Raw genomic sequence first — 14395 nt, forward strand, 5'->3', positions numbered from 1 at the left:
TGCACACGCCAGCGGCTTTTGCCCGTTGCCGTTGTTCTGTTGTTCCTTCCCTCCCCCCACTCGCCCCCGCCCCCTACCGATGCCCGGTGAATTCAGTCTCCACGGAGTGTTCGTCCCGACCCTGCTCGGGTTGATGTTGTTGGCCTACCTGGTCAACAGCGGCCTGCACGCGCTGCTGCAGCGTGCCGGTGCCTATCGCCATATATGGCACCCGCCACTGTTCAACCTGGCGCTGTACGGGATCGTGCTTGGCCTGCTGTTCCACCTCCTGCGTTGGATGCAATCGTGAACAAGATCGTGAAGAAGACCCTGCCGGTGCTGCTGACCAGCGCAGCCGTGATCGTCGCCCTGCTGGTGCTGCGCCAGCTGTGGGTCTATTACATGGATGAGCCGTGGACCCGCGACGCGCATGTTGGCGCCGACGTGGTGCAGGTGGCACCGGATGTGTCCGGGCTGGTGGAAGCGGTGGACGTGGCCGACAACCAGGCAGTGAAGAAGGGCGACCTGTTGTTCGTGGTCGATCGCGCCCGTTATCGCATTGCGCTGGAACAGGCCAAGGCCAGCCTGGCCGAGCGCCAGGCCTCGGTCGCCCAGCTGCGCCGCGAGATCGGTCGCGACCGCAGCCTGCAGGATCTGGTCGCCGCCGAGGATGCCGAAGTGCGCCGGGCCAAGCTGCAGGCTGCACAGGCTGCGCTGGCCACCGCACAGGCCGCGGTCGACCTGGCCGAGCTCAACCTCGGCCGTACCGAGGTGCGTGCGCCGGCCGATGGCCGGGTCAACGACCGTACCCTGCGCGTAGGCGACTATGTGGTGGCCGGCAAGCCGGTGCTGGCGTTGCTGGATACCGGCTCGTTCCGCATTGATGGCTATTTCGAGGAAACCCGACTGCGCGGCGTGACACCGGGGCAGACGGTGGACATCCGGCTGATGGGTGAATCAACGCCGCTGCGTGGCCACGTGGAAAGCATCGCCGCCGGCATCGAGGACCGCTACCGCAGCAACGGCAGCACCCTGCTGCCGAACGTGACCCCGGCCTTCGACTGGGTGCGGCTGGCGCAGCGCATTCCGGTGCGGATCGCCATCGACGATGTGCCCAAGGGCGTTGAGCTGATTGCCGGCCGTACCGCCACGGTAACCGTGCAGACCAGCAGCGCGAAGCACGCAGACAAGGCCGGCACCGCGCCGACACAGGCGGGCCTGTGAACACCGCCCTGCTCCGTCTCGGCCTGATCGTCGCGCTGGCCAGCCTGGCCGCGTGCAGGACCGTCGGCCCGGACTACGCGTTGCCGGAAGGCTCGGCGTTCAAGCGCCCCGAAGCCAATGCCGCCTTCATCGATACGCAGAACCCGCAGGTGGCCGCCAACCAGGCGCTGCCCGACCGCTGGTGGTCGCTGTACAACGACCCGGTCCTGGACGGGCTGATCACCCAGGCACTGCGTGACAACGTGGAACTGAAGGCCGCCGATGCGCACCTGCGCCGCGCTGCCGCCGTGTACGAACAGGCGCTGGACGCGGGCGGCTTCGAGTACGAGGCCGAGGCCGGCGTCAGCCGTGCGCAGCTGTCGGCCGAATCGTTCCTGCAGGAACACGAACTGCCGGTGATCAACCTGGCCGATGGCAAGTTCGCGGTCAGCTACCAGTTCGACCTGTTCGGAAAGCTCAAGCGCGGCGCCGAAGCGGCGCGTGCCGACGAGCAGTCGGTGGCGGCGGCACGCGATCTGGCCCAGGTCAGTGTGGTCGCCCAGGTGGCCGACAGCTACCTGGAAATTTGCCACGCCAACCACGAGCTGCACGTGGCCGAGCATTCGCTGCAGCTGCAGCAGCGCAGCCGCACCGTTACCGAGCGCCTGATCGCCGCCGGCCGCGGCACACCGCCGGAGCTGGCCCGCGCCAATGCCCAGGTAGCGCTGCTGGAAGCTGCACTGCCGCCGCTGCAGGCCCAGCGCTCGGCGGCCGCCTATTCGCTGGCCGCACTGCTGGGCCAGACCCCGGGCCAGTTGCCGGCCGGCGTGATCGATTGCGCGCACGCGCCCAGCCTGGCGCAGCCGTTGCCGGTCGGTGATGGCCGTGCGCTGCTGCAGCGCCGCCCGGACGTGCGCCAGGCCGAACGCAAGCTGGCCTCGGCCACCGCGCGGATTGGCGTGGCCACCGCCGAGCTGTATCCGGACATCCGTCTGGGCGCCTCGGTGGGCGCCGCCGGCCTGCTGGAAGACTTCGGCACACCGATGACCCAACAGTGGTCGATCGGCCCGCTGATTTCGTGGACGCTGCCGTCGTCGGGCACGCATGCGCGCATCCACGCTGCCGAGGCCGGTGCCGACGCGGCGCTGGCCGAGTTCGACCACACCGTGCTGCAGGCACTGCGCGAGACCCAGACTGCGCTGGACCGCTATGCGCAGGACCTGCGTCGCCTGCAGTCGCTGCGCATCGCGCAGGAGCAGGCCGCGCTGGCCGCCGAGCAGAACCGCCGGCTGTACCAGGGTGGCCGCACGCCGTACCTGTCCAGCCTGGATGCCGACCGCAGCCTGGCCACCAGCGATGCCACCCTGGCCGCTGCCGAAGCGCAGGTCTCGCGTGACCAGATCCATCTGTTCCTGGTGTTGGGCGGTGGCTGGCAGGCAACGGTTGCCCCCGCTGCACCGTCCACCGCACAGGCCTCGGCGAAGTAAGCCATGAACGCGCTGACCGACCGCCAGGCCTGGCTGTTCTCGATCAAGACCTACCTGGCCGCGGTGGCCGCGCTGTACATCGCCATGGCCGGCAACCTGTCGCGCCCGTACTGGGCAATGGGCACGGTGTACATCGTCAGCCAGCCGCTGCTGGGCCCGACCCGTGCCAAGGGCGTGTACCGCATCGTCGGCACCCTGGTGGCCGGCCTGGCCACCCTGCTGGTGCTGCCGGCACTGGTGGAAACGCCGCTGGTCCTGAGCGCGGCGATGTCGATCTGGCTGGCCGGTTGCCTGTTCATGGCGCTGCTCAACCGCGGCCCGCGCGGTTACGCGTTCCTGCTGGCCGGCTACACCACCGCCTTCATCGGCTTCCCGGCGGTGACGTCGCCGGAAACCATCTTCGACACGGTAGTGGCGCGCAGCGAGGAGATCATCCTGGGCACGGTGGTGGCGGTGCTGTTCGCCTCGCTGCTGTTCCCGGCCTCGGTGCGACCGATGCTGCGCGCACGCATCGGCAACTGGATGGAAGACGCCGCGCAGTGGTGCCGGCAGATTCTGGAACGCGGCCGTGCGCATGCGCCGCGCAACCGGCTGGCCGCCGACCTGGTGCAGTTCGAGGCGCTGATCGAGTTCCTGCGCCGCGATGATCCACGCCACGCCGGGTCGGCGGTGTCGATGGAGCGGCTGCGCGAGCGCATGCTGCTGCTGTTGCCGGTGCTGTCCTCGATCGCCGACCGCCTGAGTGCGCTGCGCAGCGATGGCCAGCCCCTGCCGGAGGGCCTGCCGGAGCTGATCGACGACATCCACGACTGGCTGGACGGCCCGACCAATGCCAGCGAGTACGCCCGCCTGCGCGCGCGCATCAGTGCACTGAAGCCGCAGGTGGACCGCGACCTGCAGCACCTGCAGCTGGCCAGCCTGCTGCTGCGCCTGGAGGAGCTGGTGGACCTGTGGCAGGACTGCCGCACCCTGCAGCACGCGATCGACCATGGCACCGCGCCGCTGGACCGCGCGCACTACCGCATCCGCACCGAACGCGTGGCCGCCGACAAGCACGTCGACTACGGCATGGCGCTGTTCTCCGCGCTCAGCGCCGGCGTGGCGCTGATGAGCTACTGCGTACTGTGGATCGCGCTGGGATGGGAAGGCGGCGGCAACGGCGCGATGATGGCCGCGGTGACCGCCGCGTTCTTCGCTGCGCAGGACGATCCGGCGCCGAGCATGGTGTCATTCCTGGTATGGGCGATGGTCGCCTCGGTAGTGGCCGGCGTGTACCTGTTCGGCATCTTCCCGGCGGTGCACGACTTCGGCCTGCTGGCATTGGTACTGGCGGTGGTGTTCCTGCCCCTGGGGCTGATGCTGCACCACCCCAAGAGCGCCCTGTTCGCGCTGCCGCTGACGGTGAACCTGGCCGCGCTGCTGAGCCTGCAGAACACCTACAGCGCCAACATCCAGACCTTCCTCAACTCGTCGATCGCGATGTTCATCGGCATTGGCTTTGCGGTGGTGATGACCCGTCTGTTCCGTTCGGTGGGTGCCGAGTGGACCGCGCGCCGGCTGGTGCGGCAGGGCTGGACCACGCTGGCCGAAGCGGCCGAAGGCCGTGGCCAGCAGGACCGCCAGCGCTTCGCCGCACGCATGCTCGACCTGCTGGGCCTGCTCGCACCGCGACTGGCGGCGACGCCGGAAGGCAGCGACATCGCCTCGGTGGACATGCTCAACGAGGCACGCATCGGCCTGAACATCCTGCAGCTGCGCCGCGCCCGGCTGGAACTGCCCGAGCGCAGCCGCGAGGCGGTCGAGCACATCCTGGAGGAAATCGCGGCGCACTACCGGCGGCAGATCGCCGCGCGCAAGCCGATGGTGGCGGCCGAGGCGCTGCGCGAACGGCTGGATACCTCGCTGGGCCGGGTCGGCAGCGTGGGCGCCTGCAAGGCCCGCGACGAGGCGCTGATGGGCCTGATCGGCCTGCGCTTCGCGCTGTTCCCGGAGGCGAAGGCGTTGGCGCCGGGGTTGTCGATGAGCGCGGCCGCACAGCCGTAGCGCGATACCCTGTGCAGCCACAGACCCCGCGCAGGGGTCAGAGCCCTCTCCTGCGGAGAGGGATCCGACCCTGGCGCTGCAACAGGACGGTTCAATGAGTTACGACATGATGGTGTTCGAGGCCAGCGCCGCGCCACGTGAGGCGGCGGCCTTCATCGCCTGGTTTGAGAAGCAGACGCAGTGGAACGAACGCCACGAGTACGACGACCCGGCAGTCAGCAGCCCGGCGCTGCAGGCGTGGTTCACGGAGATGGCGCAGGACTTCCCGCCGTTGAACGGCCCGTTGAGCAACGACGATGACCATCGTGCCGAGGTAACCGAGTACAGCATCGGGCAGCAGGTGATCTACGGTGCGTTCGCATATTCGGTGGCTGAGCGCGCGCACGGTCGCGTGCAGGACCTGGCCGAGAAGCATGGCGTGGGGTTCTTCGACGTGAGTGCCGATGAAGCGGCGATCGTGTTTCCCGATGGTCTGGTGCTGATCGCGGAATGACGGGGGCGGCAGGGCAGCGCCCTGCACCTGCCGAGGCAACGTCAACGTCAAAAGCGGGCATTCCTTGGGATGGCGTTCTGCTCTGGTGGGTGTCGACCTTGGTCGACACGGTAGATCCACGCCATGCGTGGATGAAGGTGCGCGTTGTGATTGGATGAATTGGAAGGACTGAGGTCAGAACAGCTGGCCCTGCACCGTCGGTTCTTCGATCAGTGTCGATGGTGCTTCGATCACGTCTTCCGCACCCAACCGCCAGGCCAGGCCACCCAATCGACTGGCGTGGCGTTTCAATGCGGACTGCAGCACCTCCGCGCTGCCCGCCACATGCAGCACCTGGCGGGCGCGGGTCAGGCCGGTGTAGACCAGCTCGCGCGACAGCACGCGGCTGTCCTGGCGTGGCAGCTGCAACCACACTTCGTCGAACTCCGAGCCCTGCGCCTTGTGTACGGTCATCGCAAACGCGCTTTCGTGTGCGGGCAACGCGGCCAGGTGGAAGGCGCGCGGCTGCTCGACGGTGTCGCCGGGGAACCAGGCCACCATCGCGCCGCTGCCGTCGCGCAGGCAGATGCCGATATCACCGTTGAACAGGCGGTGCCGGTAGCTGTTCTCGGTGACCAGCAGCAGGCGGCCCTGGAAGTAGCCCGGGGTATTGCCGGCCAGCAATTGCTCAATGCGGCTGTTGAGCCCGCGCGCGCCCTGCGGGCCTTCGCGCAATGCGGTCAGCACGCGCAGGCGCCCGGCCTGCTGCAGGGCAAGCACCGGATCGGCCGCCTCGGCCAACGCGCGCCAGTGGCCCAGCAGATGCTCGCGTTGGCTGCGCAACGGATCGGCTTCGCCTTCGTGGAAATGCACGCCTGCCAGCGACCCACCGCGCAGCAGCTGCAATGCGGTGCTGCTGTCGCCTTCGCGCACGGCATTCGCCAGCGGTGCCAGGTCCAGCGCATCACTCTGCCGGTAACCACGTTGCAGCTGCACGCGGCGGCCGGCAAAGGCGCGGGGTGTGGCCTGTGGCTGCAGCGTCGCCGGCGCCAGCAGGCCATGCAGCGCCTGCGCATCATCGGCGCGGGTGCCGATGCCATCACCGCTGGCACGCAGGATCGCACTGAGCACGTCGCCGGCTTCCACCGGCGGCAACTGGTCCGGGTCGCCGAGCAGGATCAGGCGGGTACCGCTGGCGATCGCATCGACCAGCTTGGCCATCATCGGCAGATCGATCATCGACGCTTCGTCGACCACCACCACGTCCACCGGCAGCGGATTGTCGGCGTGGTGGCGGAAGCGCGGCGAATCGGGAATCACGCCAAGCAGGCGATGCAGGGTGGTGCCGGTACTGGGCAGTGCCGCGCACAGTGCCGGGTCCACACCGTCCTCCTGCAGGCGCTGCACGGCCAGCCGCAGGCTCTCGGCCATGCGTTCGGCAGCGCGCCCGGTGGGTGCGGCCAAGGCCACCTCGGGCAGCGGCTGGCCGGCATGCCGGGCCTGTGCCGCCAACAGCAGCAACAGGCGCGCGATGGTGGTGGTCTTGCCGGTGCCGGGGCCGCCGGTGACCAGCGCCAGCGGATGGCGCAGGGTCACGCCGGCGGCGCGGGCCTGATGATCTTCGCTGTCCAACGCCCGCGGGAACAGGCGCGCGAACAGCGGTGCCAGTGCAGCCATGTCCGGCGCCGGCAGCGGATGCCGACCGATGCGCTGCAGACCGGCAGCCAGCTGGCGCTCGTACTCGCGGTAGCGGCGCAGGTACAGCAGGCCGTTTTCCAGCACCAGCGGCGCATCCTCGGCGAGGGTGTCGGACTGCTCGGGTGTCGCCACCCACGGCGATGCTCGCAGTTGGGTCAGCCAGTCCTGCGCATCCGGCCATTCCGGCACGCCTTCCAGCAGGCGCTGCGGCTGCGCCGGATCGAAACCGGCGTGGCCCTGCGACACTGCCAGCGAGGCCAGCGCCGCCGCCAGCGCCACGCTCTCGGGCGTGTCGTCGCGCAGCCGCATCAGGCTGGTCGCCAGTGCATGATCAAGAGTGCGCAGCTGGCCTTTCTTGTGCAGTTCCTTCAACAGGCTCATACGCTGGCTCCACGTGCACGCGCCGCCAGTTCGGCCTGGGCCTGCTCACCGCCGGCGAACAGTGCGTCCAGTGCATCCACCAGTGCCAGCGGGAAGCGGTCCACATGCACGCCGTTGCCGGCGCCATCCAGGCCGCGGCAGAACAGGTAGCGGATGCCGCCCATGTCACGTTCGTAGTCGTAGGCCGCGCCCAGGCGGAAGCGCAGCCAGCGGTGCAGGGCCACGGTGTAGATCAGTGCCTGCAGGTCGTATTCGCTGTGGCGCATGGCGATGGCCAGCAGGTCCGGGCTGTAGCCGGGCAGGCGGTTGGACTTGTAGTCGAGCACGTACCAGCGCCCATCGCGCACGTAGGTCAGGTCGATCATGCCGGTCATCAGGCCTTCCAACCGGCGGCGCTGGCCGAAGCCTCGGCGACTGCTGGAAACGCCATGCGCGTGCAGCAGCTGCAGCAGCGCCGGCACGGTGGTCGGTTCGATGGCAAAGTGGAAGTCGATTTCCGCGCGGCGCTCGCCCTCGGCCAGGCTGCACAGGGCGCCGCCTTCAGGCAGCGGTACGGTCAGCGTGTGGCCAACCAACGGCACCAGCACCGCCACGCCATCGTCCAGATCGACATCGGCATAGCCTTCGTCGTGCAGCGCTTTGCGCAGCACCTCGGCCTGTCCCTCGGGCGCTTCCAGACCCGGTTGCCAATCCGCCCATGCAGCGAAGTCGACGTTCTCCATCGCCTCATGCAGCACGTTGCCGAAGCGACTGCCCATGAAGCGCGGGTCGAGCGGCGCACTGTCTTCGGCGGCTGCGGCGGGTTCCGGCAGGGCCGGTTCCAGGGGCAGTTCCGGGCCAGCCGGTTCGTCGGCCGCCGGTGCTGGCAGTTCGGTCGCGGCCGCTTCGATATCGTCGCCGGCGCCAGCATCGGCATGGGCCAGCTGGGTGAAGCTGTACACCCACCAGTCATGCGGCACGCGCCGGGTCAGTGCACGCACGGCCGGCAGGTCACCTTCCACTTCGGCCGCCAGCTGCGGCAGCGCGGCCGGCGCCTCGCTGTCGTCGACATGTACATCAGCATGTGTGCGCAGCACCTGCAGGTCACCCAGCAGCGGCGCCAGCCGCGTCCTGCCGAGCCCAGCCAGATCGCCCACGGCGATCCACAGCGCGTGCTCTGCACGGGTCAGGCCGACATACAACAGGCGTGCATCTTCGGCACGCTGCTCGCGTTCGCGCTGCGCGGTGGCCGCTTCCCAGGCCTCGTCCTTGTCCAGCTTCCAGTGCAGCTGGCGCTGGCCGCCCACATGCACCGTGCAGTGCGAGGCAGTGTTCGGCGCGCCGCCATCGATGCCGACGAACGGCAGGAACACCAGCGGATACTCCAGGCCCTTGCTCTTGTGCAGGGTGATGATCTGCACACGACGCGCGTCCGATTCCAGGCGCAGCAGCTGCTGCTCGTCATCCTGGTCGGCACTGGCCATCTGTCCCTGCAGCCAGTCCAGCAGGCCGTGCATGCCCAGCGCCTGCGCCGAGGCTTCCTGCAGCAGTTCACCCAGCTGCAGGTAGTTGGTCAGGCGGCGCTCGCCATCGATCAGCGCCAGCAGGCGCTCGCCTTGTGCAGCACATACATCGGCGATCACCGCGAACGGTCCGCCGCGCTGCCAGCGTTCGCGCCAGTGCAGCAGCTGCGCCTGGAACCCGCGTTGCAGGTCGCCCTCGCGTTCCATCGCAGCGATCGCACTGGCCTGCTGGCCAAGCAGTACGGTGGCCAGTGCCGCACGCAGGCGGCCTTCATCGGCCGGTTGCAGCAGGGCCAGCAGCAGCGCACGAAGATCGCGCGCTTCAGGGGTGGCAAACAGGCTCTGCTTGCCGGCCGCCACCGCCGGAATGCCCACCGCGGCCAGCGCGCGCTGTACCAGGGTGGCCTCGCGATGCGAACGCACCAGCACCGCGATGTCGCCCGGCTGCACCGGTCGCCCACGCAGCACGGCGTTGCCGGCACGCGCAGCAACCAGGGTCTGGTGGATCGCTGCCACACAGGCCTGGGTGGCGGCATCGCGCGAGGCATCGGCGCTCATCGCCTTGTCGCCGCCACTGCGCAGCACGCGCAGGGTCAGCGCGACGGCGGCACGACCATCGCGCAGGTAATCCTCGTCAACGCGCACGCCGCCGGGCCGCACCGGCTCGAACTGGATGTCGCGTTCGAGGAAGGCGTCTTCGCCGCCGTTGTCATACAACGCCTGCAGCGCACGCAGCACGGCCGGACGCGAGCGGAAGTTCTGGTCCAGCACCGGTGCCTGCTGCGCCACCTGCTTGGCCTTCAGGTAGGTGTGGATGTCACCGCCGCGGAAGCCATAGATCGCCTGCTTGGGATCGCCGATCAGGAACAGCGCCGGCGCCAGGCCGAGTTCGTGCACCTCCGGCGAATCGCCGAACACGGTTTGGAAGATGCCCCACTGGCGGTCGTCGGTATCCTGGAACTCATCGACCAGCGCGATGCGGTACTGCGCGCGCAGCTGCTTCACCAGTGCCAGCCGCTGCGGGCCTTCCAGCGCCAACGCCACGCCATCGATCAGATCGTCGTAGGTCTGCACCCGGCGAGTGCGCTTCAGTGCCTGCAGGCGCTGCGTGGCTTCGGCGCGAAGCGCGTGCAGGAAATTCAACGCGGTGGCACGCAGCCAGGCATCACGTTCGGCCAGCAGCGCGACATAGCGCGCCAACGGCGCCTGCAATGGCGACGATGGCGTGCGCTCGGCGAACTTCTTGTTGGTCTTGGCGGCCAGTGCCTCGGGCAGCAGCGCTGGCAGGCGCTCATTGGCCAGCAGCTCGCGCGGGTCGGCGCGCTCGGCCCAGGCCAGCAGCTGCCGGCCCAGCGGGTGCAGCCACCCCAGCTTGTAGGACACGCCGTTGATCCACTTGTTGTCGACCGCATCGCAGAGGTCGATGAAGAACTGCTCGCCATGCTCGCGCACGCTCGCGGACAGGTCTTCCGCCACGCCCTGCAGGGCCACGTGTGGATCGGCCTGCGCCACCGGCTGCGGCGTCGGATGCAGCGGCGGTGCGGCCAGCAGCGCGCGCAGATCGGCGGCCAGCGCGTCCGGGGTGGACCACAGCCAGGTCAGCGGTTCCAGCGTGGCCGGGTCGTTGGCATGCACACGCCACAGGTCGGCCGCCAGCTCCTCCAGCAGCTCACGGTCACTGGCCAGCAGTTCCGGCGGGTCGAAGGTGTGGCCGCTCTCCAGCGCATGCTCGCGCAGCACGCGGGTGCAGAAGCCGTGGATGGTGAAGATGGAGGCCAGGTCGATTTCGTCCGCGGCCACCTGCAGGCGGCGCTTCAGTGCGGTGGCATTCTCCGAGCCGCTCTGCAGATGGCGCTGCAGGACTTCGCGGGTCAGGCATACATCCGGCGCTTCACCCTCGGCCGGTTCCAGATCGACCAGGCGCGCCGCCAGCGCCAGGCGCTCGCGGATGCGCTTGCGCAGTTCCTGGGTGGCGGCGTCGGTGAAGGTCACTGCCAGGATCTGGCCGATGCGCAGGCCCTGCTCCACCACCAGGCGGGTGAACAGCGTGGCCAGGGTAAAGGTCTTGCCGGTGCCGGCGCTGGCTTCGATCAGTCGTATGCCACCCAGCGGCAGGGCCAGGTAGGGATCGCGGCTGAGGAGTTCGATGCCGTCCTCGATGATCACGGTGCTCATGCGCTGCCCTCCTGGCGTGTTTCGGCGCCGAGGGTGCGGCCTTCGCGCACCGCGCTGAAGACCACCTGGCTGTTGCGCAGCAGGTCAGCATAGCTGGCATCGGTGGCGAATGGGTCGGCACCGCGCAGCAGCAACTGCCAGGCATCGCTACTGGATTCACCCCAGGTGCGGTCGCTGCCGTGCCACTGCTTCCAGCCTTCGCTGCGCTGTTTTTCTGTCGGCGCGTTGTACAGCACCCAGCCGGTATACGGGGCAAAGCGCAGCGGTTCACGCAGGCCACGCTGGCGCAGCTGCAGCAGCGCCCGCAGCGCCGCGCGTGCAGCGGGAACGCTCAGCGCCGGTACGACATGCGGGCCCGGCCCGGCATCGCCACCATCATGGAACTGCACCAGCGGCAGGGCATCACCGGCGGCATTGGCCAGCAGCCAGTCCAGGCCATGGCGGATCACCGCGTTGCCATTGAGGGTGCCGGCGCGCAGGCGCACCAGGCCCTCGGGATGTCGATCGACCACGCGGCCGTGCAGGCGCACCCCGTCGATCTCCACCTCGTAACGACGGCTTTCCAGCGGTTCGTCCTTCATCCAGGCAAGCAGCGCGCTGGCGTACGGGCGCGTCTTCAGCTGTTCGGCTTCGAACTGACGTTCACCCAGTGCGCCGGACGGCAGCAGGCCACGCGCGCGCAGGCGCGGGTACAGCGGCTCGATATCGCCACTGAGCGTGGCGCGTACCACCGCGGCCTGCACGCTGCGCTTCTCCGGCCCCCGCGAAGACAGCACCAGCGGTTCCAGGTCATCCACCTCCTCGACCTCGTCGGCCAGGCGCAGGCCCAGTGACTGTGCGAGAAACTGCCCGGCCGGATCGCACAGGAAGCGACGCAGTGCATCGAGCGCGACCTCATCCTCCACGGCATCGTCGGGCGGTGGCGGCAGTGGTGCGTCGAACCAGGGCTGCAGGCCTCCACGCTGGCCGGTGATGCGACCAGCAGCGGGATGCCATTGGCGGCGATAGCTGAAGCGGCGCGGGTCGCCATCGCCGAACGCGCCTGGCGAGAACGGCTGCAGTGCGTGGTGCACGGTGAAGTCGCGGGTGGCCGCAGCCGGATCGAGGTGATACGCGGCAGCCGCATCGATCAGTTCGCTGACCAGCACCGACGGCTCACGCACGCTGCCGTCGCGCGGATCAGCGCCGAGGTAACTGAGATAGAACACGTCCTGCGCGGCGGCGAACAGCTGCAGGAACAGGAAGCGATCGTCCTCGCGGGTGGAGCGGTCGCCCGGCCGGCGGCGCGGCGTATCCAGCTCCGCAGTGAGCTGGTTGAGACCGGCGGCAGGGTCACGGCGCGGGAAATCGCCATCATTGAGGCCCAGCACGCAGATCACCCGGAACGGCAGCAGGCGCATCGGCACCATGCGGCCGAAGCTGATGCCACCGGTCAGCAACGGCGCACGCGTATCGGCCTCGCCCAGCGCGCCAGCGAAGTGCGCGCGCACCACCTCCGGGGGCACGCCATCCACGAAACCGGCCTTGGCGGCGTCTTCAGCGAACTGGTTGAGCAGCTTGCGCAGGCGCTCAAGGGCCCGCTGGCTGTTGGGCGAGCTGGGCGTGGTTGGCAGCAGTGCATCCAGCAGCGACAGCAGGCGCTGCCGCCACTGCGCGGGCGTCAGCAGTTCGCCGAGGCGTCGCTGATACACCGCCAGCACGCGCAGCAGGCGCAGGAGACGGTCCAAGGCGTCCAACGCGCCGCCTTCCAGTTCGATCCACGGCGCCACGCCGGCCAGATCGGCCTCGCTGCCGGTGGCATGGCCGAGTACCAGGCGATCCAGTGCGAACTGCCAGGTATAGGCATCGTCGGCTGGCGCCTGATGCTGGTCGCGATGCTTCGCATCCAGCCCCCAGCGCGCGCCGGCCTGTTGCAGCCAGCCGTGCAGGCGGTCGAAGTCCACTGCTTCCAGCCCGGCCGCTTCGGCCAGCGGCGCGCTGGCCAGCAGGTCCAGCACTTCGTTCAGGCCAAAACGCGAGACCGGCAGGCCCAGCAGGTGCACGAACACATCGGCCAGCGGCTCGCCGGCCAGCGGGCTGCTGTCGGCCAGCGCATACGGAATGTGCTCCTCGTCGCCCCCCCGGCCTCCGAATACCGCTTCCAGATACGGCACGTAGGGATCGATGTCTGGCGCCAGCACCGCGATCTCGCGTGCCTGCAGCGGTGGGTCGAAACGTGGGTCCTGCAGCAGGCTGCGCAGCTGGTCGTGCAGCACCTGCAGCTCGCGCAGGCGGGTATGGCAGGCATGCACCTGCAGGCTGGGATCGTCGCTGCGCAGAGCCTCGCGCAGCGCGCCCGAGGGCAGCGCACGGCGGTGGAACAGATCGCGCTGGAGGCGATGCAGCAGGCTGTCGGACAGGCCACCTTGGTCCAGGGTTGGCCGGGTGTCTTCCTCCGGATCGGAATAGGCGGCGATCTCGCCGGCCGGGTGCACCACCTCGTAGCTGCCCAGCACCGCCATGAAATCGCGGCCGGCCGCCCCCCAGGCTTCCAACAGGCGGTTCTCGCCGGCGGCCTCGCCGAACGGGTCCGGTGCGCCGCTGCGCAATCGCTCGGCCAGCGTCTGCAGGTCGCCCCAGTACGACTGCACCGGGGTGGGCATGTAGAAGTGCAGTTCGCCCACCCGCGCCTGGGTGGCCATCACCCGCAGCACATCGGGCGAGATGTTGAGCGTCGCGAACGCAGACATGCGCGGCGGCAGCCCCTGCGGCAGCGGCTGGCCGGCGCCTTCGAAGCGGTCCAGGTACTCCTGGATGCGACGCGCGCGGTAGTCGTGGCCGCGGGTGATGGTGCGCCACAGGATCGCCTGCGGGTCGGCCGGATCGGCACCGGCTGCCCAGCGCAGCAGCCAGTCGCGGCGCCACGCCTGGTACTTCTCGAATACCGAGGCCAGCTCGCCGGCCAGCGCCCACGGCTTCAATGCGTCACCGCCGGCAAGATAGGACTGCAGCGCGCGCATCGGTGGCTGCGCCAGCAACGCCGGGTCGCGCAGTGCCTGGTACAGCTTCCAGTGCAGGCCGGCCGCGTCCAGATCGTCCTGCTCGCCGCTGACATTGGCCTTCAGCGCGCGGGCCACGAACTCGCCCGGGGTGAGGAATTCGAGGTTGGCGGCTACACCGAATTCGGCGGCCAGTGTCGCTTGCAGCCAGCGGCGCATCGCGACCTGCGGGATCAGCACCACTTCCGGCGCCAGCAACGGCTGGCCCGGCACCGGCGCGCGCACGTTGCGCGCCAGCAGCGCGGCCAGCACGTCCAGGGAATTGGAATGGTAGAGGCGGAAATCGCTGCCTGGGTCACTCATCATGCACAGTGTGCAGGACGGCAGGCAGTATTCAATGGTCGGCCCATCGACGGTACGGATTGTTCCGGGCTGCCGGCCGATTGTCCCGGCCTGCGCCAAGCCCTGCCGTGCAAC

The 14395-nt window shown here is 69.2% G+C and carries 8 protein-coding genes; 5 read left to right on the plus strand and 3 right to left on the minus strand.

Going from position 1 to position 14395, the window contains the following annotated elements; all coding sequences use genetic code 11:
- Positions 1-79: 79 nt before the first annotated feature.
- The 5 genes from ACZK29_RS21755 (at position 80) to ACZK29_RS21775 (ending at position 5205) form a co-directional block, all read left to right on the plus strand.
- Positions 80-289, plus strand: coding sequence for a DUF1656 domain-containing protein (locus ACZK29_RS21755; protein WP_005411696.1), 210 nt, complete (start codon positions 80-82; stop codon positions 287-289).
- A complete protein-coding gene (locus ACZK29_RS21760; protein WP_478446492.1) occupies positions 286-1203 on the plus strand; it encodes an efflux RND transporter periplasmic adaptor subunit in 918 nt (305 codons plus the stop codon). Before ACZK29_RS21755 ends, ACZK29_RS21760 begins: the two co-directional genes overlap by 4 nt.
- Entirely contained in the window at positions 1200-2669 is a 1470-nt protein-coding gene (locus ACZK29_RS21765; protein WP_478446493.1) for an efflux transporter outer membrane subunit, read from the plus strand. Before ACZK29_RS21760 ends, ACZK29_RS21765 begins: the two co-directional genes overlap by 4 nt.
- A gap of 3 nt (positions 2670-2672) precedes the next feature.
- Entirely contained in the window at positions 2673-4712 is a 2040-nt protein-coding gene (locus ACZK29_RS21770; RefSeq protein WP_478446494.1) for an FUSC family protein, read from the plus strand.
- Positions 4713-4806: 94 nt separating this feature from the next.
- Positions 4807-5205 carry a hypothetical protein gene (locus ACZK29_RS21775; RefSeq protein ID WP_478446495.1) on the plus strand — a complete coding sequence of 133 codons (399 nt, stop codon included), beginning with the start codon at positions 4807-4809 and terminating at the stop codon, positions 5203-5205.
- 174 nt (positions 5206-5379) lie between these two features.
- Here ACZK29_RS21775 and recD read toward each other — a convergent pair whose 3' ends face one another.
- From recD to recC, 3 genes are read right to left on the minus strand one after another with little or no spacing between them, the layout of a single operon-like run.
- Positions 5380-7263 (minus strand): exodeoxyribonuclease V subunit alpha, encoded by a 1884-nt coding sequence (gene recD / locus ACZK29_RS21780; RefSeq protein WP_478446496.1) that lies wholly within the window; start codon positions 7261-7263, stop codon positions 5380-5382.
- On the minus strand, positions 7260-10940 hold the full coding sequence (gene recB, locus ACZK29_RS21785; protein WP_478446497.1) for an exodeoxyribonuclease V subunit beta: 3681 nt from the start codon (positions 10938-10940) through the stop codon (positions 7260-7262). Before recB ends, recD begins: the two co-directional genes overlap by 4 nt.
- The gene (gene recC / locus ACZK29_RS21790; RefSeq protein ID WP_478446498.1) at positions 10937-14284 is read right to left on the minus strand and encodes an exodeoxyribonuclease V subunit gamma; all 3348 of its coding nucleotides are present in this window, start codon (positions 14282-14284) and stop codon (positions 10937-10939) included. The genes recB and recC overlap by 4 nt, the downstream gene beginning before the upstream one ends.
- Positions 14285-14395 lie beyond the last annotated feature (111 nt).

It is taken from the genome of Stenotrophomonas sp. 89682_Sma, from assembly GCF_056481405.1.